At 57.7% G+C, this 25206-nt stretch carries 18 protein-coding genes and 1 tRNA gene; 9 read left to right on the forward strand and 10 right to left on the reverse strand.

Going from position 1 to position 25206, the window contains the following annotated elements; genetic code table 11:
* The first annotated feature begins 134 nt into the window (after window positions 1-134).
* The 3 genes from PG062_RS05840 to PG062_RS05850 all read left to right on the forward strand — a co-directional run bounded on the left by PG062_RS05840 (window position 135) and on the right by PG062_RS05850 (window position 5011).
* Entirely contained in the window at window positions 135-1979 is a 1845-nt protein-coding gene (locus PG062_RS05840) for a glycosyltransferase family 2 protein (RefSeq protein ID WP_270751562.1), read from the forward strand.
* A 187-nt stretch (window positions 1980-2166) separates the two neighbouring features.
* Window positions 2167-2439, forward strand: a complete 273-nt coding sequence (gene rpsO / locus PG062_RS05845) for a 30S ribosomal protein S15 (RefSeq protein WP_113998887.1) — start codon at window positions 2167-2169, stop codon at window positions 2437-2439.
* Window positions 2440-2854: 415 nt separating this feature from the next.
* Window positions 2855-5011, forward strand: a complete 2157-nt coding sequence (locus tag PG062_RS05850) for a polyribonucleotide nucleotidyltransferase (RefSeq protein WP_270751563.1) — start codon at window positions 2855-2857, stop codon at window positions 5009-5011.
* Between the two features lie 188 nt (window positions 5012-5199).
* Here the strand turns inward: PG062_RS05850 and PG062_RS05855 are convergent.
* The 9 genes from PG062_RS05855 to PG062_RS05895 form a co-directional block, all read right to left on the reverse strand.
* Window positions 5200-5274: transfer RNA gene (locus PG062_RS05855), tRNA-Gly, on the reverse strand.
* Window positions 5275-5409: 135 nt separating this feature from the next.
* The gene (locus PG062_RS05860; RefSeq protein ID WP_270751564.1) at window positions 5410-6063 is read right to left on the reverse strand and encodes an ABC-2 transporter permease; all 654 of its coding nucleotides are present in this window, start codon (window positions 6061-6063) and stop codon (window positions 5410-5412) included.
* 2 nt (window positions 6064-6065) lie between these two features.
* Window positions 6066-6926, reverse strand: coding sequence for an ABC transporter ATP-binding protein (locus PG062_RS05865; protein ID WP_270751565.1), 861 nt, complete (start codon window positions 6924-6926; stop codon window positions 6066-6068).
* Entirely contained in the window at window positions 6923-7297 is a 375-nt protein-coding gene (locus PG062_RS05870) for a GntR family transcriptional regulator (RefSeq protein ID WP_113998883.1), read from the reverse strand. Before PG062_RS05870 ends, PG062_RS05865 begins: the two co-directional genes overlap by 4 nt.
* A gap of 140 nt (window positions 7298-7437) precedes the next feature.
* Complete coding sequence (locus PG062_RS05875) at window positions 7438-7902, reverse strand: Lrp/AsnC family transcriptional regulator (protein WP_113998882.1); 465 nt, start codon at window positions 7900-7902, stop codon at window positions 7438-7440.
* Between the two features lie 443 nt (window positions 7903-8345).
* The gene (locus PG062_RS05880) at window positions 8346-9806 is read right to left on the reverse strand and encodes a M23 family metallopeptidase (protein WP_270751567.1); all 1461 of its coding nucleotides are present in this window, start codon (window positions 9804-9806) and stop codon (window positions 8346-8348) included.
* Window positions 9807-9851: 45 nt separating this feature from the next.
* A complete protein-coding gene (locus PG062_RS05885) occupies window positions 9852-11075 on the reverse strand; it encodes a murein hydrolase activator EnvC family protein (protein ID WP_270751568.1) in 1224 nt (407 codons plus the stop codon).
* Window positions 11076-11085: 10 nt separating this feature from the next.
* On the reverse strand, window positions 11086-12987 hold the full coding sequence (locus tag PG062_RS05890; protein WP_270751569.1) for a M23/M56 family metallopeptidase: 1902 nt from the start codon (window positions 12985-12987) through the stop codon (window positions 11086-11088).
* Window positions 12988-13026: 39 nt separating this feature from the next.
* Window positions 13027-13404, reverse strand: coding sequence for a BlaI/MecI/CopY family transcriptional regulator (locus PG062_RS05895; protein WP_113998878.1), 378 nt, complete (start codon window positions 13402-13404; stop codon window positions 13027-13029).
* Between the two features lie 206 nt (window positions 13405-13610).
* Here PG062_RS05895 and PG062_RS05900 point away from each other — a divergent pair, with 206 nt between their 5' ends.
* Entirely contained in the window at window positions 13611-14606 is a 996-nt protein-coding gene (locus tag PG062_RS05900; RefSeq protein WP_270751570.1) for an asparaginase, read from the forward strand.
* Between the two features lie 123 nt (window positions 14607-14729).
* Here the strand turns inward: PG062_RS05900 and PG062_RS05905 are convergent, their stop codons facing one another.
* Window positions 14730-16097: an MATE family efflux transporter gene (locus PG062_RS05905; protein WP_270751571.1), complete on the reverse strand. Its 1368-nt coding sequence runs from the start codon at window positions 16095-16097 to the stop codon at window positions 14730-14732.
* 397 nt (window positions 16098-16494) lie between these two features.
* Between PG062_RS05905 and PG062_RS05910 the strand changes: the two genes are divergently transcribed.
* From PG062_RS05910 to PG062_RS05930, 5 genes are all read left to right on the forward strand, one after another.
* Complete coding sequence (locus PG062_RS05910; protein WP_270751572.1) at window positions 16495-18540, forward strand: penicillin-binding transpeptidase domain-containing protein; 2046 nt, start codon at window positions 16495-16497, stop codon at window positions 18538-18540.
* 76 nt (window positions 18541-18616) lie between these two features.
* Window positions 18617-20233 carry a hypothetical protein gene (locus PG062_RS05915; RefSeq protein ID WP_270751573.1) on the forward strand — a complete coding sequence of 539 codons (1617 nt, stop codon included), beginning with the start codon at window positions 18617-18619 and terminating at the stop codon, window positions 20231-20233.
* A gap of 152 nt (window positions 20234-20385) precedes the next feature.
* Window positions 20386-20877: a MarR family winged helix-turn-helix transcriptional regulator gene (locus PG062_RS05920; protein ID WP_270751574.1), complete on the forward strand. Its 492-nt coding sequence runs from the start codon at window positions 20386-20388 to the stop codon at window positions 20875-20877.
* 409 nt (window positions 20878-21286) lie between these two features.
* Window positions 21287-23050 (forward strand): ABC transporter ATP-binding protein, encoded by a 1764-nt coding sequence (locus PG062_RS05925; protein WP_270751575.1) that lies wholly within the window; start codon window positions 21287-21289, stop codon window positions 23048-23050.
* Window positions 23043-24971: an ABC transporter ATP-binding protein gene (locus tag PG062_RS05930; RefSeq protein ID WP_114001091.1), complete on the forward strand. Its 1929-nt coding sequence runs from the start codon at window positions 23043-23045 to the stop codon at window positions 24969-24971. Before PG062_RS05925 ends, PG062_RS05930 begins: the two co-directional genes overlap by 8 nt.
* The last annotated feature ends 235 nt before the right edge of the window (window positions 24972-25206 follow it).

Here is a 25206-nt window from a genome sequence, read left to right on the forward strand (position 1 = left end):
GTCATCCGTACCCAGACAGATTATGAAACCATCTGGCTGTACATCGATTCCAACCCCCAAACATGGCAGACGGACTGCCTGAACCCGAACCGGAACAACCCCCAACAATCTGACACCCGAAAGGACGTAACGTTATGAACCAGCAGGCCAAGCGCATCAAAGAACTATTTGGCTATGCCCGTACCTTGACGAAGGAACAGGGCATTGGCACCATGTGCGTGCGTGCGGCGGGCTTTTTCAAACGGCGCTTTTTCGGCAAGCGGGCGCGGTACTGGCCGTCCAACATGGCGCTGGAAGCCCAGCGCAGCGACCCCGCGGCGGAAAACTTCCCCATCATTTCTATTTTAACGCCGCTGTACAATACGCCGCAAAACTTTTTAACAGAATTTCTCGATAGTGTGGAAAACCAGACCGCCCACAACTGGCAGCTCTGCCTGGCGGATGCTTCGGACGATGCCCACACCTATGTGGGGGAGCTGGTGCAAAAGCACGTGGCGGCCAACCCGCGCATTCGCTATGTGAAAATTGAAAACAAGGGCATTGCGGCCAACACCAACGCGGCGGCCCGGCTGGCACAGGGGGAATATCTGGCTCTGGCAGACCATGATGACATCCTGGCCCCGCATGCTATCTACTGCATGGGCAAAGAACTGCAAAAAACGGGGGCCGATTTCGCCTACAGCGATGAAGCCCTTTTCCGCAAAAGCCCCAAAACCGCCCATGTGGCCCACTTTAAGCCGGACTATGCGCCGGAATACCTGATGGCCTGCAACTACATCTGCCACCTGGCCGTGTTCCGCAAAAGTCTGTTTGATGCCATCGGCGGGGAGCGCCCGGAGTGTGACGGCGCACAGGATCATGATCTGTTCCTGCGGCTGATCGACGCCATGCAGGCGAAAGACGCCAACGCCGCACCGCTGCATATCCCGCAGGTGCTGTATTACTGGCGGGTTCATGCGGCGTCCACCTCCGGCGGCACCGAGGCCAAGCCCTATGTGGTAAAAGCCGCGCAGAAAGCCGTGGCGGACCACCTGGCGGCAACCGGCCGCAGCGGCAGGGTAGAGGAGGGCATCTTCCCCGGTACCTGCCATGTGCAGTGGAAACTGCCGGAGCCGGAACCGCTGGTGTCCATCCTGATCCCCAACAAGGACCATGTGGACGACCTGGAAAAATGTCTGTTCAGCCTGTACTCCAAAACGCTGTACGAAGCGTTTGAAGTGATCGTCATCGAAAATAACTCCACCGACCCCGCCACAAAGGCTTATTATGAAAAGCTGCCGGACCGCTATGCCAACTGCCGCGTGGTGGCTTACAGCGGCGGGTTCAATTTCAGCCGCATCAATAACTTTGGCCGCAAGTTTGCCAACGGCAAGTTCTTACTGCTGCTCAACAACGATATTGAAATCATCAGCGGAAACTGGCTGACCCAGATGGTGGCCGAAGCCAGCCAGCCCGGCGTGGCGGCCTGCGGCGCCATGCTGTATTACCCGGACGATACCATCCAGCACGCGGGCATTATCACCGGTTTGGGTGGGTATGCGGGCCACAGCCACAAGTACCACAAGCGCGGCGGTAGCGGGTACATGTTCCGCCTGGCCACCGTGCAGGATTATTCCGCCTGCACTGCGGCCTGCCTGCTGGTGCGCACATCGGCTTATGATGCCGTTGGCGGGTTGGATGAAGCCTTTACTGTTGCATTCAACGATGTGGATTTCTGCCTGCGCCTGCGGGAAAAAGGCTGGCGTATTGTGTGGACCCCCTATGCGGAGCTGTACCACCACGAAAGCAAATCCCGCGGTTCGGACGAGGAAGACCCCGCCAAAAAGGCCCGCTTTGCCAAGGAGCAGGCCCGCCTGTATGAGGTACACGGTAAGCAGAATATCCTGCATGACCCCTATTACAACCCGAACCTGAGCCTGGATTATGAGGATTTCCGCGAAAGCGGGGATCTGCGCAATCTGAAAAACGTGACCCTGTGACCCATGCCGGAAAAGCAGGGCAAAATCTGTGCAGTTTTTTTGCTGTTACGGCTTGCCACGCTATGCCGGATATGCTATAATCTAAATGTTACCGCGGCCCGGCTTTGGGTGTATGCCCTGCATCAGGGAGCCTTGATTGCCTTTTGCTGCGCCGTAGGCAAATATTATAAAGCGAGGTATTACTACTATGAGCCAGAAGTCTGCTATCGAAAAACAGCCCATCATTGCAAAAGCCGCCATCCATGAGGGTGACACCGGTTCTCCGGAAGTTCAGGTTGCGCTGCTGACCGCACGCATCAACCACCTGACTGAGCACCTGAAGACCAACAAGAACGACAACCACAGCCGTCGTGGTCTGTTCAAGATGGTCGGCCGCCGCCGTAACCTGCTGGCCTATCTGCAGAAGAAGGACATCAACCGTTACCGTGCTCTGATCGCTGAACTGGGTCTGCGCAAGTAATTCGCAAAACGGGCAGGGCGCTGTATGTGCGCCCTGCCCATTTTCTATATTTCAGCAGGTGTTCCGGCATTCATTTTTATTATGCTCTGCCGCTGACCTGTAATAATATTGAATAAAGTTAGGACCCCGAGGGAGAAGAACGGTACTTTGGCACTCCGGCCACCGTTGCCAGTCCATTATATCCCACTGCCTTTTACAATGTAATGTGCGGTACCTTTGGTCAGTGCTGTAACTCCTAACTCCTCCCTCCTACCTCCTAACTTAATGTTTTTGGCCGCCCGCATGGTTTGTGCAGTAAATCGAACGCCGGAGCAAAACAACCGTTCCGCCGCTGGATTTATTGCTCAAAGCATGGGGCTGCCTGAACCGCATATTCCCACCAGGTATCAAAAATTATATCAGAAGGAGAATTACTATGGCACTGGAATTTGCATCCCGTAAGGCAACCTTCCCCAACTACCGCAAGTTTGAAACAACTTTTGCCGGCCGCCCGTTTGTGGTGGAAACCGGCAAGCTCTGCGGCCTTGCCAATGGCAGCGCAATGATCCGCTATGGCGAAACCTGCGTGCTGTGCAATGTTACCATGAGCGAAAAGCCGCGTGAAGGGGTGGATTTCTTCCCCCTGAGCGTGGAATTTGAAGAAAAGCTGTACGCCGCCGGCCGCATTCCCGGCTCCTTTATGCGCCGCGAAGGCCGCCCCGGCGAACACGCCATCCTGTCCTCCCGCGTGGTTGACCGCCCCATCCGCCCGCTGTTCCCCAAGGATATGCGCAACGATGTCTGCGTGACCATGACTGTGATGAGCCTTGACCCGGACTGCTCCCCTGAGATTGCCGGTATGAACGGCGCGTCTCTCGCCATTGCCATGTCGGATATCCCCTGGAATGGCCCCATCGGCGGCGTGGCAGTCGGCTATGTGGACGGTGAGATCGTGCTGAACCCCACCAAGGAGCAGCGCGAGCGCTCTGACCTGGCCCTGACCCTGGCTGCCAGCATGGAAAAGATCGTCATGATTGAAGCCGGCGCCAACGAAGTGACCGAAGAGGTCATGATGGACGCCATCAAGGCTGGCCATGAGGAAATCAAAAAGCTGCTCACCTTTATGAACGGCATTGTTGCAGAGATCGGCAAGCCGAAGAAGAGCTTTACCCCGGTGGAACTGGACCACGCTCTGTTGGCGGATGTGTACGCCAAGCACCTGGAAGATGTCAAGGCTGCCATGAACACCGACGACAAAAACGTCCGCGATGCCGCCATGCTGCCCATCATGGATGCTATTGCCGAGGAACACCCCGAACTGAACGCCGCCGACCTGGATCTGATCAGCTATAAGCTGCAGAAGAAAGTTGTGCGCACCTGGCTGCTGGAAGAAGGCAAGCGTGTTGACGGCCGCGGCATCAATGAGATCCGCCCGCTGGCCGCCGAAGTCGGTGTGCTGCCCCGTGTGCACGGCTCCGGCCTGTTCACCCGCGGCCAGACCCAGGCCCTGACCATCTGCACCTTGGGCTCCACCAAAGATGCCCAGATAATGGACGACCTGTCCGATACCCCGCTCAAGCGCTACATCCATCACTATAACATGCCGCCGTACTCCACCGGCGAAGCCCGCGCACCCCGCAGCCCCGGCCGCCGCGAGATCGGCCACGGCAACCTGGCGGAGCGTGCCCTGATCCCCGTGCTGCCCAGCATGGAAGAGTTCCCGTACACCATCCGTACCGTTTCTGAAATCATGAGCTCCAACGGCTCCACCTCTCAGGCTTCTATTTGCGCTTCCACCCTGGCCCTGATGGATGCTGGTGTGCCCATCAAGGCACCGGTTGCCGGTATCTCCTGCGGCCTGATCACCGATGGCGACCCGCTGCACGGCGGCCGCTGGATGACCATGCTGGATATCCAGGGCGTGGAGGACTTCCACGGCGATATGGACTTTAAGGTTGGCGGCACCCGCCGCGGTATTACCGCTATCCAGATGGATATTAAGGTGGACGGCCTGACTTATGATATTGTGGCCGAAGCACTGGAAAAGTGCCGCAAGGGCCGCCTGTTCATCCTGGACGAGATCATCAAGCCCTGCATTGCCGAGCCGCGCGCAGAGCTTTCCAAGTATGCACCCAAGATGTTCAGCATGCAAATCCCCGTTGACAAGATCAAGGACGTCATCGGTAAGGGCGGCAAGGTCATTCAGGAAATGTGCGCCAACTTCAACTGCAAGATCGACATTGAGGAGGACGGCCACGTCTTTATCTCCGCTGTGGATCAGGACGACGCCAAGCGCGCGATTTCCACCATCAAGACCATTGTGGAAGATCCCGAAGTGGGCGCTATCTACAAGGGCCGCGTGACCCGCCTGATGAACTTTGGCGCATTTGTTGAGATTGCCCCGGGCAAGGAAGGTCTGGTTCACATCTCCAAGCTGGACGACCACCGTGTAGAGCATGTGGAAGATGTTGTTGCCGTGGGCGATCCCATCATCGTTATGGTAACCGACATCGACCAGCAGGGTCGCATCAACCTGTCCCGCAAGGATGCCCTGGCCGCCATCGCCAAAAAGCGCGCGGAACAGCAGCAGTAAAGTTACGGGAGTTTTGTTCCTTCTTTGAAAAGAAGGGAACCGAAGAAACTTTAATAGAATAAAAACAGGCAGTGCCGCTCCCGGAAAGGGGAGAAGGACACTGCCTGTTTTGGTATTGGGTAAAAAAGAAAGTGGGTACTTGAGCAGAAAAACAGCGCAGAAACTTTCGCTTCTGCGCTGTTTTTCTATGGAGCGGGTGAAGGGAGTCGAACCCTCGTCCCCAGCTTGGAAGGCTGATGTACTAGCCGTTGTACGACACCCGCATTGAATACTTAATTATTTTACCGCACGGGTGCCGGTTTGTCAATAGCGGATTGCCGGTTTTTAGCTGCTCCGGCCTGATCCGGCGTGTTTTCACTCAGCGTTTTTACCGCCGAGCAAAAGAACCAGGAATTCCCTCAAAACTCTTTGCGCTGATAAATTTGTACACTCAAGGCCCAGCTGCCAAGGTAGAGCAGCAGCACGGCCGCGCAGGGCAGCAACAAAAGCACCGGCTGCGCGGTGAGGGCATTGCCCAAAGCGTCCAGCAGGGAAATGACGGAAGAACGCTGCAGATAGGGCAGATGCTCCATGGCAAAAATTATGAGGAAAACACCAAAGAATGCGACCAGGTACACCCAGGTGCGGGCACGCACCGCGCCGAATTTGTAGGAAAACGGCATGTTGACGGCAAACAGCAGCAGGGAAAACGCGGCAATGAGCAGAATCGAGAATGCCGCTTCCAACACATCTGTGTATTGGCCGGTAAGGAAAATCCCCACCGCGGCGCAAACGCTGCCAAACAGGGTGAACAGCAGCCCCAGCAGGTACTTGCAGCCAACAACCTGCCCCGGTGTGACCGGCAGGGTGCGGGCATAGGTATCCCAGTGGGCGTAATCATCAAAATTCATGGTGCTGGATGCGTAAACGCCGCACACGGCAACCAGCGCATAGCACAGGTAATTCATATGCAGGCAGACCGCCATGCCAAGATAAAGCACAACCATAATAAGGAAATTTTTCTTGTAGCTGTTCACCAAAATGGCCCAGTCTTTGCACAAAAGACCTTTCATTGTTATCCCTCCTTGCTGGTCAGACGCATGATGTCATCAATGCTGGCGGCATCGCATACCACACCGGGCAATGCGCGCAGGACGCTGACCCGCGGGTGTACCAGGCTTTCGCAGCCGGCGGCGGTGCGGCAGGTGGCGGCGATCCACTCCGGCGGCAGGCGGTCAAGGTCCTGCTGGCTGCACCGCAGAATGCCGTATTCTTCCATCAGGTCATCCTTGTTTTTGGCAAACAGCAGCTGCCCGTGGTGCAGGTAGGCAATGGTATCGGCGATCTGTTCCAGGTCGGTGGTAATGTGGCTGCTCAACAGCACGCTGTGGCGCTCATCCTGGATAAAATCAAGCAGGATATCCAAAATCTCGCTGCGGGCGGCGGGGTCCAGCCCGGAGGTGGCTTCGTCCAGCACCAGCAGCTCCGGCCGGTGGGCCAAAGCGCTGGCAAGGTTCAGCTTCATCCGCATGCCGCGGCTGAGTTCTTTGATGCTCTTTTTCGGCGGCAGGTGGAACTGCTCCAGCAGAGCGGCGAAATAACCGGCATCCCACACTGGGCCAAATATGCCGCGCAGGCTGGCACCAACCTGTGCGGGGGTCAGCGATTCATAAAAATAGGCATCCTCAAACACAACGCCAATTTTCGCGCGCACAGCGGCATCATCTGGGGTGGCGCTCAGCAGCTCCACGGTGCCGGCATCCGGGCGGTTTACACCGGTCAGCAGTTTGAGCAGGGTGGTTTTGCCCGCGCCATTTTCACCAATCAGGCCAACAATGCTCCCGGCGGGAATTTCCAGGTTCAACGGGCCAAGGGTAAAACCGTGGTAATGTTTTGCCACACCATGCAGTGCGGCGGCCAAAGGTTCAGCCATCATGATTCCTCCCACAAAAGGTCAAGGGTTTCGCGCACTTCGTCTTTGGTAATGCCGCCGCGCCGCGCGGCATCAATGGCGTGCTGCAGGTGCTCTTCCATCTGTTTTAAGCTTTCCTCCCGGTGTAGAGCCGGGTTTTGCGGCGCAACAAAGCTGCCGCGCCCCGGCATGGTGGTAATAAAACCATCGGCCTCCAGGTCCTCATACGCGCGTTTGGTGGTGATCACGCTGATGCGCAGCTCCTTCGCCAACAGGCGGATGCTGGGCAGTGCATCGCCCTGCTGCAATTCGCCGTTCAAAATTTTGGCTTTGATCTGCCGGGTGATCTGCGCGTAAATGGGTTCCTGGCCGGAATTGGAGATATACAGCTCCATGCCGTGTTCCTCCTTGCAATCTGAACTGTTCATATGCTGTATATACAGTATATACGCAATATACACAGCTGTCAACAGGTAAAATAAAAAAATCCCCGCCCATATTCAGGACAGGGATGGGAAAAGGCGGGAACAGGCAGTCAGGTTTCCGCCGCCGGTTCTTCCTCCGGTTCGCTCACCGGCAGGCCGCGGTGCTCCACCGGGGTGGAAAACACGATCTGCGTGCGGGTACGGCCAAACTGCTGCAGATGGTTGATAAAGGTATCCAACTCCTGCGTGGTGCCAAACAGCACTTCAATCAGCATGCTGTAATCGCCGGTCACGCAGTTGCACTCCACAACATTGCCGCAGCTTTGGATGTAGGGGTAAAACTCCGGCTTGAGCTTGGGGTCCATATCCAGGTTGATGAACGCCTTGACCAGCTGCCCCAGCTTGAGCGGGGCAACCTGCGCCTGATAGCCGGTCAGTACGCCGTCTTTTTCCAGTTTAGCAATGCGGGCCGAAACCGCAGGGGAGGACAAAAACACCCGGTCGGCAATTTCTTTCAGTGGGGCGCGTGCGTTTGTTTGCAGAATATCAATGATTTTGCGGTCAATGCGGTCCATACCATCCACCTCCATTATAAGTAAAAAAGGGAACAATGCAGCCGCCAACAAGGGCGGACGACATTGTCCCCATAAATTACTTAAAATTCTAACACAAAAAATGGAAAAGGTAAAGTGGATTGCAAAATTTTATAAGGCAACACCGCATAATTCTAAGTGCCGATACGGCGAGCGAGGTGCGGCAGCTGCTAGGCCAAAAGCGCAGATAATACTGGATGCTGCAAAGGTGAGCGCCGCCAGTGGCGGAAACAGCGAACCGAAGCAGGGGCAGCGGTCGCAGAGTGCGAGGGGCTTTTGCCCCCGAAGCACGATGCGGGTATCGCAACCCGACATTATCGAGCATTTTGGCAACGCAGATGCCGTGCCGCAGCCGTCGGAGCGGTGCTTAAGCCGTAAGGCGGGAATTGTGCGGTGTTGCCTTATAAAAATGGAAAGCTGCTGCACTATAAAGTGGGGAACAGTAGCTGCGCGCTGAACCGCCCGCCGGGACCAAACATTTCAAAGTGGCAGTGGCAGCCGAAAGAATACCCGGTATCCCCCACATAGCCAATTATTTGGCCCTGCTGCACCACATCGCCCTGCTTGACGGCAAAAGCGCTCATGTGGGCATACAAGGTTCGGTAGCCATCCCCGTGGTCCAGAATGACATAGTTGCCATAGCTGAAAACGCTGTTGTGGTAGGTGGCCGTTACCACCGTGCCGCTTGCTGAGGCAATGATGGGGGTGCCGCGCGGCGCGGCAATATCCGCGCCCTTGTGGTTGTCACTGCCGCCCATCCAGCGGCTGACATGCTTGTACTGCGGCACCGGCCAGATGAAGGTGTGCCCGTCCAGCTCCGCCGTCATGCCCGGCGCAAGATGAGTGCCGCGGGCAGTGATCTCCGGCACTGCGGGGGTCAATATATCAATATGTACCACCTCGGCGGCAGTTTGCACACCGTTCACATAGGTGATCTCCTCAGTCAGCTGCTGGGTGCCGTCAACACCCTGCTGGATGGTTTCCACCACGCCAAAGCCAAGGTCGCTGCGTTCCACCGTCTGCTGGTCATAGGGGATCGGCTCCTGATACACGCGGGTGTACACAGTTTTGACCTGCAGCAGATCGCGGCTTTGCAGCTGCTGAACGATCTCGCCATAAGGCTGCACCGAACCCGCCAGATAGATGCCATCCACCAGCCGGAGCTCGTGCAGAAATGCGGTGCGCACATTGCTTTGCCTAGGGGCGCGCCAGGGCCGCTGCAGCTGGTTGAAAAAGCAGCGCAGGTGGTCGCCCTCTACCGTAACAAAAGCAAGGCTGCCATCCAGATACACTGCGGTGCCTTCCACAATGGAGCTGCCGCTGGCGCGCAGAATAGCATCCGTCAGCTGCAATTCTGTCATGGGGGTACCGCCGATGTGCAGGGTATAGGTTGGCTCCAGCACCGGCAGGGCGGCGGTATCGGAATCCGCCAGCTGCCGTGCGGCGGCAAGGCGGGCCTGGAGGTCTGCGCGGGCGGTATCAAAGTTCTGCTCGGTGGCAACGCTGCCAACCACGGTGCCGTTTACTTCCACCTGCAGGGTAAAGTGCAGGTTCAGCCCATGGGCAACCACAGCCCAAAGTATCACCCCGGCGGCGCAGGGGGCAAGCCATGGCACCAGCTGCCGCAGCGGGTGCGGCCCGGCCAGCGCGGTGCAGAATGCCTGCCCCAGCTCCAACACCGGGGCAAGCAGCAGCCAGATAAGATAAAGCGCAGCATCCCGCGCAGCGTGCGCCGCGGCGGCAGCCTTGCGGCCCAGGCAGATGAGCCAATATTCTGTTAAAAAGCCGACGGCATAAAAAATCTCGCCAGTTTTGTGCCAGCCGGGCAGCCGGCGCAGGTTGGTGCGGCGGGGGTTGCGCGGTGTTTTGTGTTGCAGTTCAGCCATAGTGTGTTTGTTTTGTACGTTAGCCGGTCAATCGACATTCACTGTTCAGTGCGGGATGTATTGCAGCGGGTCGGTGCGGGTGCCGTTGATGCGCAGCTCCACATGCAGGTGGTAGCCGCCGTTGGCACCGCGCACATCCCCGGTGTTGCCCACATAGCCGATCACATCGCCCTTATGCACCGTCTGCCCCGCGCTGACGCAAAAGCTGGACATGTGCGCATACAGGGTGGCATAGCTGCTGCCGTCATCCGCGGTGCCGTGGTCGATCTGCACACAGTTGCCATAACTGGGCCGGGCGGATGCCGCGCTGACCACGCCATCCGCCACGGCGTAAATGAGGGTGCCGCTGGCGGCGGGCATGTCGGCCCCTGTGTGCGGCTTGTTGTATACAGCATCCGGCTCCCCAAAGTAGGTGCTGATGCGCCCCACGCTGGGCAGGGGACAGGTGAAATCCAAACTGCAATGGCGGGCGGGATCCTGGTATTTCTGGCTCTGCGCTTTTAAGTAGGCATCCAGCGCGGCGGTGGCCTGTTCATAGGCCTTGCGTTTTTCTTCGGTCACGGCGGCCTGGGCTTCGGCGGCTGCCTGCTGGCTGTCCAGTTCCGTGCTGGCCTGCTGCAAGGCCTGTTCCAGCTGGATCTGCGTCTGGGTCAGTTTATCCTGGCGCGCCTGCAGGGCTTGGGCGGCCTGTTCGGCCTGCGTTGCAGCGGCTTCGGCCTGCTGGCGTTGGGTGTCCAGAGCCTGAGCTTCCGCATCCAACTCGTCCAGCAGCTGTTTATTGTGCTCGGTCAAATCGTTCAGCACCTGCCAAAAGGTCAGCAGTTCGTACAAATCATCCGCCTGCATCAACAGGCTGATTTCCCCGCCTTCGTTCAGCAGCTGCATGGCGGTCAGCTGCTGCTTGCAACTGTCATATCGGGCGCTGAACGCAGCCTGCTTTTCTTCCAGCGCCTTGGCCGCAGCGGTTGCTTGGTTCTGGGCTTCAGCCAGCTCGGTGCGGCTTTGCTCCAGCTGGGCCACAATGCTGCCCAGTTGGCCGCGCAGTGCGTCGGTTTGGCTTTGCAAGTCGTTGACCTGCTGGCGGGTGTCACTGGCTTGCTGCTGCATGCTGTCCAGTGTGCTGGCGGCACTTTCATATTCGCGCTGCGCTGCGCTCACCTGGCCCTGCAAGGCAGCGGAATCCGCTGCATGGGCGGGGAATGGGTACAAAAAAAGCAGGGCTGCCGCCGCAGCTGCAGCAGCCCGTACATAGAATGTTTTCAGTTTCATTTGGTTTCTCTTATTGCAGCAGCATGGCCAGCGGGTCAACAGGGGTGCCGTTTACCAGCAGCTGGAAGTGCAGGTGGTTGCCGGTGGAACTGCCTGTGCTGCCCACATAGCCGATCACATCCCCCTGCGCGACCCGCTGCCCCACCTGTACGGCGGGCTTGCTTTGCAGGTGAGCATAGCTGGTGGCATAGTTGGCAGGGTAAACGCCGTCATCGTTGGCAGCGGCGTTTGCACCGTGGTAGATGGTTACAAAGTAACCGTGGTCATCATCCCAGCCTGCCTGGGTTATAACGCCGCTCTGCGCAGCCTGGACCGGTGTGCCGCCCGCGGCGGCAAAATCCACACCCAGGTGCGGCGGTGTGTCAGAATCATCGGTGCGGAAAGGGGCAGAAATTGCCGTGTAGTCTTGTAACGGGCAGATAAAATCCAGCGTGGTGGTCAAATGCAGGTCCGGGGAGGTGGTGTTATCGTAAGGAATCATTGTGCGGGTATCGGTCAAGGCTCCATCCACAAACAGCTCCAGGTGCAGGTGGTTGCCGGTTGATTTGCCGGTGGAACCCACCGTGCCAAGCTGCTGGCCCTGGGTCACTGTATCGCCAGCTGCCACGCTCAGGGTATCCAGGTGGGCATACAGCGTGCGGTAACTGTGGCCGTCCGGCAGGGTGCCGTGGTCGATCACCACATGATTGCCGTAACTGTAGTGGTTGTTGGCAACCACCACCGTGCCGTTATACACTGCCAGCACCGGCGTACCTTTGGTGGCGCTGTAATCCGCTCCGCGGTGACAGTCTGATACAAAGCGGGCAATGTAATGGAAATCTGCCACCGGCCAGCCAAAAACCAGCGGCTCTGCCGTGGCCTGGGGCTGCTCCGGCTGTGCGGTGGGTTCCGCGGCGCTGTTGGTCAGCGTATCATCAGCAGGAGTGGCAGGTTCCGGCGTGGGTTCTGCCGCAGCGGAAACGGGTTCGGCCTGCGGTGTTATGGTTTCCGCCTGGGGCCGCAGGGCGCAGGCACCGCAGCCCAGCGCAACCAGCACACAGCCAAGGGCTAACAGCAGCGGGGCGGGTTTGCGGTATTTCAGCAAGTGGGCCACCCGCTTGGCCACCTGGCCCTGCCCAAAAGCGAGGGCACCGGGCATCTGGCGCACCGTGGCAAAGCGCAGAATGCTTTCGCAGTAATCCGCGCGCTCGGCAGCGGGAGCGGTGCCGATGGCGGCTTCGTCACAGGCAAGTTCCATGTATTGCTCAAATTGACGGAACGCCAGCCACGCCAGCGGGTTCCACCAGTGCAGGCAGGCGGCCAGATAGTACAGCGGCTTGGTAATGGGGTCACCCCGGCGGATGTGGGTGCGTTCATGCAGCAGTACCGCACGGCGTGGGGGACCCTGCAGGCTTTGCGGCATATAAATGCGGGGGCGCAGCACGCCAAGTGTGAACGGCGTGGCAACCGCAGCGCAGGTGTAGCAGCTATCCGGCGTTTTGCAGGCAAGGGTTACCATGCGGCGCAGGCGGCAATAGCCAGCTGCCGCGCGCACCAGTAAAACCACTACCCCGGCAGCCCAGATCGCTGCCAGTGCCACCCAGATGTTAAACATGCTGCCGGGCAGGGGAGCACTGCCTGCCGCGCCCGGCAAAGCCTGCGCCGGGAGTTCCGCGGGCACGGTGAGCGCCTGAACCACGGCGCCAGCCTGTTGAATGGGGGCCGCGCTGCCCGGCTGCCGGATGGATACCGGGATGCCGCCCGGCAGCAGAAACCGCAGCCCGACCGCCAGCCAAAGCAGGCACAGCAGTTTGCTGGGTGCCCGCAGCCTGCGCAGCAGCGCGCACAACGGTAGGCAGAGCAGTACCAGCAGGCCGCCGCACATACTGGTGCCAACGGCATACAGCACAAAAGAACGGATGCTGAACATCATGGCGTTTTTCCTTTCCGTTAAGCAGTAAGCAAGCAGCATTCAGGCGTCGCTGTCCTGGCGGCGGGCGTCATCCAGCATGGCGCGGATGGCGGCGGCTTCTTCCTCGCTGATGGAGCTGGTGTTCAAAAAAGCGGCCACAAAGCGGGGCAGGCTGCCGCCAAAGCTTTTCTGCACGACGGCGGCGCTTTCTTCCTGTTGAACCTGGGCCTGTTTGACCAGTGCCGTTACGGTGCCGTTTGCATTGTGTAATATACCGCGTTCACACAGCTTTTTCAGCACGGTATAGGTGGTGCTTTTCTTCCAGCCAAGGGCTTCATTTGCCAGCGCTACCAGTTGGCCGCTGCCCAGCGGCTCGTTGGCCCACACCAGGCAGGCAAAGCGGTATTCGCCTTCCGCAAGGCGGTAATCCTGTTCCATTTCGGGGTGCTCCTTCTCTCATTTGGTCTATTGCTATAAACCTAGTCTATAACAATAGACCAAGCTTGTCAACCCCCTGCAAAAAATGTTTGCCTTGCGCGCACACAGATGGTATAATAAGCGCACTTATGAATATTATGCACAAGGGTGCCCCGCCCCTGCGCCAAGGCACCGTGCAGTGAAAAATAAAAGGAGAACTCCAATTTATGAGAACGATCCTGCTGATTGCAACCGGCGGCACCATTGCCTCGCGCCCAACGGCGGCGGGCGGGCTTGCCCCGGCTATCACCTCGCAAGAGCTGCTTTCCTGCGTGCCGGAACTGGCGGAATTCTGCCGCATTGATGCCATCCAGCTGTATAACCTGGATTCCACCAACATGGGCCCCGAACAGTGGCAGGGCATTGCCGCCGCTGTGCAGGAAAACTATGACCGCTATGACGGTTTTGTCATCACCCATGGCACGGACACGATGGGCTATACCGCCGCAGCGCTCAGCTACATGATACGCAAAAGCCCCAAGCCGGTGGTGCTGACCGGCAGCCAGAAATCGATTTATAACCGCGATACCGATGCCCGCAACAACCTGTGGCGCGCCGTGGCCTATGCCTGCCATCCGGATGCCTGGGGTGTGCAGATCGTGTTTGACAATCAGGTGATTTTGGGCACCCGCGCCCGCAAAACCCGAACCAAGAGTTTTAACGCGTTTTCCAGCATTGATTATCCCGAAACTGCCATCTTCCGGGACCGCCGCCTGATCCAGTTCCTGCAGCGCCCGGCGGAGTATACCCATGCGGTGTTCAGTACCGCGCTGGACCCCAATGTGTTTGTGCTGCGGCTGGTGCCGGGCATGCGGGCGGATATCATCCCCATGTTGGAGGGCCGTTACCGCGCTCTGGTGCTGGAAAGCTTTGGCGTGGGCGGTCTGCCCGGCGAGGATGATGGTGCCATGTTTGCCGCCGTGCGGGACTGGTGCGGCGCGGGGCACCTGGCTGTGTTCACTACCCAGGTACCGCATGAGGGCAGCGACCTTGCCGTGTACGAAGTTGGCCGCGCGGCCAAAGCCCTGCCCGGTGTGCTGGAAGCGCACGATATGACCCCCGAAGCCACCGCAGTCAAACTGATGTGGGTGCTGGGCCAGACCACCGACCGTGCCGAGGCGGAAAAGCTGTTCCTGACCCCCGTGCAGTGGGATATCCTGTAAATCGTTCATTATCACATAAAAATAAAAAAGCGGCGCAGAACCGGAGAAGATAACGCCCGGCTCTGCGCCGCTTTTTGATGTTATTTAGAATGTGAGCTAAGGAAACTTAAAGCAGAAATAGTATCAGATTACGTTGTGGTCCATCCACTTGTTGCTGACAAAGCGGATCATGAAGAATACGCTGCGGCAGATCCAGTCAATGAACATACCGAACCACACGCCGGTCAGCCCCATGTTGAGCTTGAGCACGAAGATGTAGCTCAAAATTACGCGGAACAGCCACATGCTGAAAATGCTCACCGTCATGGTGTAGCGGGCATCGCCGCCGCTGCGCAGGGCGTTGGGCAGCGTAAAACTGGTAGCCCAGCAGAGAACGCTGAACAAAGAGAACCAGTGCATAACGGTAACGCACATGTTGAGCGCAGTATCCGAAAGGCTGAACAGCCGTGCAATGTAAGGAATCGTAAAAAACAGGCAGGCGTTGGTGCAGAACAAACCGAACATTGCCATCAGGATAAACATCTTGGCGTAATACTTGGCCTGCTTTTTGTCTCCTGCGCCAAGGCAGCGGCTGACGACGGGGATCATGGCAAGGCCCATGGTGCTGCCGGGAATGTTGGCAATGCCGCTGATGGTGTTGGCCACCGCGTTGGCCGCAATGGCGGAGGTGCCCAGGGTGGAAGTCAAGCTGCTGACGCACAGCTTGCCAATCTGGAACATGCCGTTCTCCAAACCGGAGGGAATGCCAATGCCAAGGATGCGGCGGATCAGGTCGCCGTCCGGCTTCATATCCGCAATATGGCGGATGCAGAGCGGGTTTTCAATTTGCTGCTGCTGCCAGAACACCCACGCCGCGGCAAACACGCGCCCCAACAGGGTGGCCAGTGCAGCGCCCAGTACCCCCATGCCTAGCCCATAAATGAACAGGGCGTTGAAGCAGATATTGATGATGTTCATGACCAGGCTGGCCAGCATGGAAATGCGGCTGTTGCCCTGTGCACGGAACAAAGCGGCCCCGGCGTTGTAAAAACCGATAAAGGGGTAGGAGATGGCGCTGATCAAAAAGTAGGTCTGTGAAAAGCTCATCACATCGTCATCAATGCGGCCGAAAACAATGCGCAGGATGGGGCGGCTGAGCACCAGAATGACCAGCATGACAGCGATGGTGCTGACCGCAAGAACGGTGTACAGCTGTGCGGCGCTTTTGGCGGCTTTTTCACCATCGCGCCGGCCAAGGTACTGGCTGCTGATGACCGCGCCGCCGGTTGCCAGGGCGGACAGGATCTGGATGATCAAAATATTCAGGCTGTCCACCAGGCTCACGCTGGACACAGCGGCTTCGCCAACGCCGGATACCATAAGGGTATCCGCCATGCCCATGGATACCGACAAAAATTGCTCCGCCAGCAGCGGCAAAATCAGCCGAACCAATGCCTGGCGGTTAAAAATCGGCTCCGACAGGGTGGATTCAGCGCTTTTTGTGTTGCTCATTCGCTCCCGATACTCCTTATTCGCTTTACGAAGAATTTACATGTTTATCATTATAAAACGAGAAAAGCAGAAAAGCAATATCTGTGCGAATTGAAACGATATTGTCCTTGCAAATGAGCAATTTCGTTTTCAAAAAGCAAAAAAAGAATGGATTTTGCAAGGGTATCTGAAACGAAAAGCAACGATGAAAACAGCGCTTGAGCGAAATTTGTTCTGAAAGAAAAGGAAAAAGATAAAAACAAATATCGACTAATGGCAAAATCCAGCGTTAAACACCGGGCAATTTCAGTGCGGCAAGGAAACAATCTTGCAATACTGGCGCACAAAACCGGGATAAACCGCCCCGCCAGCACATACGCTTGTGTGTGGAAGAAAATACAGGGGGAGGCAGACCGCCATGAAACAGACCCACCGCCCGCCGCGCAGCATTTGCCCTGCGCAGAACCGCCACATGCGGCGGCGCACCCGTGTGCTGGCCGGGCTGGTGGCGGTTTTGTGCTTTGGCGGGCTGCTGGCCCGGCTGTTTACCCTGCAAATACTGGACCCCAGCGGTTACGCCAACCGTGCCGCGGCCCAGCAGCTGCGGGATACCACGCTGCCCGCCGCCCGCGGCGAAATTTATTCCGCCGATGGCGTTACCCTGGCCACCAGCAAAACCTGCTGGACCATCCGGGCCTCCCCGCGGGAACTGGCGGATGAGCTGGTGCAGCCCGCCGCCAAAGCGCTGAGCGAAATTTTGGATATTGATTATGACGCTACCCTGCAAAAGCTGAGCAAGCGCACCAGCAATGACTGCCTGCTCCGCCGCCGGGTGGATGCCGATTTGGCGGACTCCGTGCGGGCCTGGTGCACGCAGAACAACGCGCAGGGTATCCAGATTTTGCAGGATACCAAGCGCGTTTACCCGCAGGGCAACTTTATGGGCTGTCTGCTGGGCTTTACCGATGTGGATAATCAGGGCCTTTGGGGGCTGGAACTGCAATATGACGCCCAGTTGACCGGCCGGAACGGAACCATCCTGACTGCAAAAAATGCCTGGGGGTATGATATGCCCACCCATTACAGCACCCTGCAGGATGCCGTGCCGGGAAATGATATCACCCTGACCATCCGGGCGGACATCCAGCACTATCTGGAAAGTGCGCTCAGTGCCGCCGTGGCGGAGCATCATGTGGCGGCCCGTGCGGTGGGCATTGTGATGGAGGTCGATACCGGCGCGATCCTTGCCATGTCCACCAAGCCGGATTACGACCCCAACGATCCGCGCACCATTGTGGATGAAACCATCCGCCAGCAGGTGAACGCCCTGAGCGGGGAAGAACGCAGCAAAGCTTTGCAGACCGCCCAGCAGGCCCAGTGGCGCAACAAGGCAATTTCCGATTTGTACGAACCCGGCAGTGTGTTCAAGCTCATCACCTGCGCTGCGGCACTGGATACCGGTGCAGTCACGCGGAACAGCCGCTTTGTCTGCGCGGGCAAGATCAATGTGGCGGGCACAAATTTCCGCTGCGCAAACGGGCATATCCATGGCAGTGAAACCTTGGCCCAGGGGCTGGCGGTATCTTGCAACCCCTGCTTTATCCAGGTGGGGGCGCGGCTGGGCAAACAGAACTTTTGCGATTACTTTGCCGCCTTTGGCCTGCGCGCCGCAACCGGTATTGACCTGCCCGGCGAGATCAAGCGCAGCGAATACTATACCGCCGACCGCATGGGCCCGGTGGAGTTGGCTTCCTGCTCCTTCGGGCAAAGCAGTAAGGTGAGCTACCTGCAAATGATCACAGCCGTCTGCGCGGTGGTCAACGGCGGCAAGCTGATGCAGCCCCATGTGGTGCAGTCCATCCGCGATGCCGAGCGCAATACCGTGCAGCAGGTGGAGCCCACCGTAAAAGCGCAGGTCATCCGGCCCGAAACCAGCGCCGTCATGCGCGAATTGATGGAGGGCGTTGTGACCACCGGCACCGGTAAAAACGGTGCCGTGGCGGGCTACCGTGTGGGCGGCAAAACCGGCACCAGCCAAAAGCTGGACAGCGAGAATGAGCGCGCCCGCATTGCCAGCTTTGTGGCAGTGGCACCGATCGAAAACCCAAAAATCGCAGTCCTCATCTGCCTGGATGAACCCCACAGCTGGACCACCAGCGGCGGCGCGCTTTCCGGCCCCGTGGCGGCGGAAGTGCTGCAAAAAAGCCTGCCGCGGCTGGGCATCGAGCCCAGCTATACGGAAGCAGAGCAGGCTAAATATTTTACCACTGTGCCTGATGTGACCGGCTGGAAAGCCCCCGCCGCGGCCCAAAAGCTGAGCGAGTATACCCTGACTGCGGATGTGCTGGGGCAGGGGGAGCGGGTCGTCAGCCAGTACCCGCGGGCAGGCACCACCGTGCGGCGCGGCTCCGCCATCCAGCTGGACACCACCGGCCAGCTGGACCCCGCAGCGGACGAAGGATAACGCCGAGTGGTTGCACCCCCGCCCCATTTGCGATACAATAATATAAAGTTTATCCCAAAAAGGGGAGGGGAGCCGCTTGCCAAAGCTGCAAACAAACGGCGCAAAACAAAAACGAACCACCTATATGATACTGCTGCTCTGGGCGGCGGTCTGCTTTGCCCTGCTGGTGGTGGACTGGTGCTGCTGGGCACCCAACCGGCTGGACGCCGACATGGCGTCCGAACAACTGCTTGCCAACCTGCTGGCGCAGGAGGGCGGCGTGATGAGCACCAGCTGGTACTATTCCACTGAGCTGCGGGTGCTCAACACCCAGCTGGTCATGGCACCGCTGTTCCGGCTGTTCACCAGCTGGCATACTGTGCGCGTGGTGGGCAGCGTGGTGCTGATCCTTTTGTATCTTGCGGCGTGGTTCTGGTTCGGGCGCAGTGCAAAGCTCAAGTACAGCGGCCTGCTGGGGGCCGGGCTGCTGATGCTACCCTATGGCGCGCTGTACCGCCAGTATGTGCTGGAGGGCCTTTACTATATTCCGCACATTACCATCAGCTTTGTGGTGCTGGGGTGCGCGGTGCGCATTCTGCGCGGCGGGCGGCGGCTGGCCCCGGCGGCGGGCATGGTGCTGTTCAGCTTTGCTGCAGCGCTGGGCGGGCCGCGGCAGCTGTTCATCTTGAACATTCCGCTTACCGTGGCTGCAGCGCTGCTCTGTTGGCTGGATGCTCCGCCTGCGGATACCCTGCGCCAAAAGCTGGCCAATGCCTGGCGCACCCCCGGCGGGGCGTTGCTGGTGCCCACCCTTGCGGCGGATGCTGCCGCGCTGGCGGGGTATGTGGTCAACGCAAAGGTGCTGGCGGAAAAATATCACTTCCAGGACCAGGGGTATGTGGCATTTACGGGGCTGAACCTGGACCGCCTGCAATGGTTTGTCAATGCGCTGCTGGCTTCCTTTGGCTGGCAGGAGGGCAAAGTGTTTTCTCTGGCCGCGCTGTTTAACCTTGCGGCTGCGGCGCTGATCCTTTTCTGCTTTGTGTTTTCTGTTCGGTTGGTGCGCGGCAAAGCACGCTACCCGCTGGGGCACCGGCTGGTGGGAGCATTTTTCCTGGCCGGGGCCGTCTGCTTTGCGCTGCTGTACGGGCTGACCAACAGCGGCCATTCGGACCGCTACCTGCTGCCGCTGGCAATTTTATTTGTACCGCTGCTGGAAATCATGCTGGCGGACTGCACCCCCCGGCACCGCCCGGATGCCCGTGGTCTGACGGCCCTGATGGCGGCGATATTACTGCTGCGCGCCGGAACAGACTACCGCGCAGCGGCAGTGGCAACCAACCCCAACCAAGGGGCGGCACAGTTCTTGGTGCAGAACGGCTACCGGGACGGGTACGCTTCTTTTTGGGACGGTAATGTGATGACCGAGTTGACGGACGGCACCCTGAGCGTGTGGACCCTGACCCCAAACAGTGTGCCGGAGCTGCGCCCTTGGCTGCAGGTCACCAGCCATCTGCAAACCCCTCCGCAGGGTAAAATTTTCTTTGTTATCTCCAAATGGGAAGCATACGGCGAGCGCCAGCCCACTACCCAGGCCCTTGCCGATGCCATGCCGGAGGATGCGCTGATCTATGAGGATGAAACCGTAAAGATTTACGGTTTCGCCAGCGATGAAGCCATGCGCCAGGCGTGCGGATTTGCGGCATTCCCATAAAAAATAAGCCGTCACAAACTTTTCACAATTTTCTTTGAAAATAAGTACATCCCGCTGGTTGACAAACCGGCGGGATTTGTTTATAATCGTACTGTTGCAAATCAAACTGTTTCAATTCAAACAATTAACAATCAAACGAATTGGAAAGTGAGGTGATCCAAACGCAGAACCGCAACCAACAGGATGACCACGGCTTTGTGCATGTGGGCCGCACCTTAAACTATGCCGCGCGGGAAATTTCCTGCGCGCTGGATGCGTACATCAGCACCAGGGTCAGCCCGGAGCTGACCGGTATGCGCGGCATGGTGCTGGGATTTTTGATGCAGGAAACGGAAAGCGGCAAGCAAATCTACCAGCGTGATCTGGAAGCCCGGTTCCACACCAACCGTTCCAGCATTACCACCATGCTGCAGGGCATGGAGCAGTCCGGCTTTATCACGCGGGAAGTTGTCGCCAAAGACGCCCGGCTCAAAAGCCTGGTTCCGACCGAGAAAGGCCGCCAATGCGCCGCCGCCATCCACCAGTGCATTTCGGATTTTGAGCATGACCTGCAAAACGGGGTCAGTGCGCAGGAACTGGAAGCGATCCAGGGCACCCTGCACAAGCTGATTGAAAATGCAAAAGCCATCCGCGGCAAAAATTAAGGCGTATCTGAAAAAAGTCAAAAATTTGGTCTATTTCTATAAGCGCAACCGGATTTTGCGTTAAAAAGCCTTGGGCAACACCGCACAATTCCCGCCTGACGGCTTAAGCACCGCTCCGGCGGCTGCGGCACGGCATCTGCGTTGCCAAAATGCTCGATAATACTCCAGTATTATTTGCACTTTTGGCTTAGCAGCTGCCGCACCTCGCTCGCCGTATCGGCACTTAGAATTATGCGGTATCGCCCTTGGATCCATAAAGGATTCCTGCGGCTCCTTGCCTTAAATCCTGCTTGTGTTTGCGAAATATCCGTTATTTTCTTTGTTTTCAGACACACCCCAAAGTGTTCCGCAATGCTTTGGCTTAAGAAGTTCAGGCGCTGCCCCCGGGCAGCCAAACAGGAGATACCATATGTTTAAGTCACTTTACAAAGAAACAGAGGGGTTCCGGCTGGTTTCCATCCTGACCCCTTTGTGCATGATCGGCGAAGTGGTGATGGAAATGATCATCCCCAAGCTGATGTCCTCCATCATTGATGATGGCGTTACCGCCGGCAATCTTTCCCACATTTACCGCATTGGCGGCTGGATGATCGTGGCAGCGGCCTTTGGCCTGCTGTTCGGCGTGCTGGGCGGTGTGTTTGGTGCGCGTGCTTCCACCGGTTACGCCCGCAATCTGCGCCGCTCCATGTACCGCAATATCCAAACATTCAGCTTTGCCAATATCGATAAATATTCCACCGCCGGTCTGGTCACCCGTATGACCACCGACGTGACCAACATCCAGAACGCTTACCAGATGATTTTGCGTATGGCCATCCGTGCGCCGTCCAGCATGGTCATTGCCATGATCATGGCGTTCACCATCAACGCCAAGCTGGCTTCCATCTATCTGGTGGCGGTCATCATTCTGGGCGGCTGCCTGGTGCTCATCATGTCCCGCGCCAGCAACTACTTCTCCGCCGCATTCAAAAAGTACGATGACCTGAATGAGAGCGTGCAGGAAAATGTTTCCGCCATCCGCGTGGTCAAAGCGTATGTGCGCGAAGATTACGAGAGTGAAAAGTTCAAAAAGGCATCCGGCAATGTGCAGGATCTGCTGCTGCGTGCTGAAAAAGTTCTTTCCTTCAACTCTCCGCTGATGATGGCCACCGTTTACACCTGCATCCTGCTGATTTCCTGGCTGGGTGCCCGCATGATCGTGCTGTCCGGTGCTACCAGCTTTACCACCGGCGAGCTGATGAGCATGCTGACCTACTGCACCAACATCCTGACCAGCCTGATGATGCTGTCCATGGTGTTCATCATGATCTCCATGTCCGCCGCTTCCGCCAAGCGTGTGGCTGAAGTGCTGGAAGAAGAAAGCACCCTGTCCAACGGCGAAAACCCGGTTATGGAAGTCAAGAACGGCGCTGTCCGCTTTGATCATGTCTGCTTCCGCTATAAGGCCGATGGCCGCGATGTGCTGTCTGATATCAACCTGAACATCCGTTCCGGCGAGACCATCGGCATCATCGGCGGCACCGGCAGTGCAAAAACCAGCCTGGTGCAGCTGCTGCCCCGCCTGTATGATACCACCGCCGGTCATGTGTACATTGGCGGCGTGGATGTACGCAATTACGACCTGGAGATCCTGCGCAACAGCGTTGCCATGGTGCTGCAGAAAAACGAACTGTTCAGCGGCACCATTGCCGAAAACCTGCGCTGGGGCAATAAGGATGCCACCGATGCCGAGATCGAGGAGGCATGCAAGCAGGCCTGCGCCGATGAATTTATTGAGCGCTTCCCCGATAAATACAACACCCACATTGACCAGGGCGGCACTAACGTTTCCGGCGGCCAGAAGCAGCGCCTTTGCATTGCCCGTGCTCTGCTGAAAAAGCCCCGCATTCTGATTCTGGACGACTCTACCTCCGCTGTGGATACCGGCACCGACGCCAAGATCCGCAAGAGCTTTGCCGAAAAGATTCCCGGCACCACGGTGTTCATCATTGCCCAGCGTATTTCCAGCGTGGAAAACGCCGACCATGTGATCGTGCTGGATAACGGCAGGATCAGTGGTTACGGTACCCCGGCCGAAATGCTGGCCACCAACCCCATCTATCAGGAAGTTTATAACAGCCAGACCAAAGGCTCCGGCGACTTTGACGAAAAGGGAGGCGATAACAATGGCTGAGCAGAAAGCAAAAGTGGTTAAGGTTGGCCGCGGTGGCCCCCGCGGCCCGCGCCCCAAAGTCCAGAATCCCGGCAAGATCTTCATGCGCATCCTGCGCTATGTGATGGAATGCTACCGCATTCAGGTCGTTGCGGTCGTCATCTGCATTTTTGTCAGCGTGTTTGCCAACGTGCAGGGCACTTTGTTCATGCAGACCTTGATCGATGGCTACATCCTGCCCCTGCTGAAAGAGCAGAGCAGTGATTTTTCCGGCCTGGCCCATGCCATCGCCCGCACGGCAGGCTTTTACGGCATCGGCATTGTTACCGCCTTTGCCCAGGCCCGTATGATGGCTTACGTTACCCAGGGCACCCTGAAGCGCCTGCGCGATGAAATGTTTACCCATATGCAGACGCTGCCCATCAAATACTTTGACCGCAACGCCCACGGCGATATCATGTCGCTGTATACCAACGATATTGATACCCTGCGCCAGATGATCAGCCAGAGCATGCCGCAGCTGCTGAACAGCGCTATTACCGTTGTCAGCGTGCTGGTTTCCATGGTTGTACTCAGCGTGCCGCTGACGGTGCTCACCCTGGTCATGGTCGGGATTATGCTGCTGGTCACCAAGTATCTTACCACCAACTCTTCCAAGTACTTTGTTTCCCAGCAGCGTGATATTGGTGCGGTGAACGGCTACATTGAAGAGATGATGAACGGCCAGAAAGTCGTTAAGGTGTTCTGCCACGAGGAAGAAGCCATTGAGCAGTTTGATAAGCTCAATGACCAGCTGTTTGAAAGCGCGGATAAGGCCAACCGTTACTCCAACCTCGGCGGTCCGGCTAACACCCAGCTGGGCAACCTTTCCTATGTGTTCTGCGCCATGATCGGCGGTGCGCTGGCTCTGTCTGGCATGACAGGCCTGACCCTGGGCAAGCTGGCCAGCTTTTTGACCTTCAACCGCACCCTGAACATGCCCATCAGCCAGATCTCCATGCAGTTCAACGCCATCATCATGGCTCTGGCCGGCGGCCAGCGTATCTTTGACCTGCTGGACGAAAAGCCGGAAGTGGACGAGGGCAAGGTCATGCTGGTCAACGCCAAACGCCTGCCGGATGATTCTGTGACCGAAACCAAGGAGCGCACCAACCTGTGGGCCTGGAAGCGTGTGAACGCCGATGGCAGCGCAGACTACCGTGAACTGAAGGGAGATATCGTCTTTAAGGATGTAGACTTTGGCTATGATCCGGGCAAGATCGTCCTGCATGATATCAACCTGTATGGCCGTCCGGGCCAGAAGATCGCCTTCGTCGGTTCCACCGGCGCAGGCAAAACCACCATCACCAACCTCATCAACCGCTTCTATGATATCCAGAAGGGCACCATTGAGTATGACGGCATTGATGTGACCCATATTCATAAAGACGACCTGCGCGCATCCTTAGGCATTGTTCTGCAGGATACCCACCTGTTTACCGGTACGGTTATGGATAACATCCGCTATGGCCGCCTGGATGCAACGGACGAGGAATGCCGCGCCGCCGCCAAGCTGGCCAACGCCGATGAGTTCATCCGCCACCTGCCGGATGGCTATAACACCACGCTGACCGGCGACGGCACCAACCTGAGCCAGGGCCAGCGCCAGCTGCTTGCCATTGCCCGTGCCGCTGTTGCGGACCCGCCGGTACTGATCCTGGACGAAGCAACCTCCAGCATTGATACCCGCACCGAGCGCCTGGTGCAGCAGGGCATGGACGGCCTGATGTATGGCCGCACCACCTTTGTTATCGCCCACCGCCTTTCCACCGTGCGCAACTCGGACTGCATCATGGTGCTGGAACAGGGCCGCATTATTGAGCGCGGCACCCACGATGAGCTGATTGCCCAAAAGGGCCGTTACTACCGCCTGTACACCGGCAATTTTGCGGAAAACTCCTGAAATAGCCTTTCTGCCGGATAAGTGCGCAACAAAAGCGCAATCGGCATAAAAACGGAAAATCCCCATAAAAATACCGGGAAGGATTCCACCCTTCCCGGCGTTTTTGTGTAAAATGCCGTCACGCCGCACAAAACTTGACGATGTGGGAATAATTGGCTATAATAGAGGGGAACACAAGGAGGCTGAACCAACACAGCACTCCTTTTTATATAGATGACGCTTTGGAGGGGGGCTG

The organism is Gemmiger qucibialis (assembly GCF_027689445.1).
Lineage (GTDB): Bacteria > Bacillota > Clostridia > Oscillospirales > Ruminococcaceae > Gemmiger > Gemmiger qucibialis.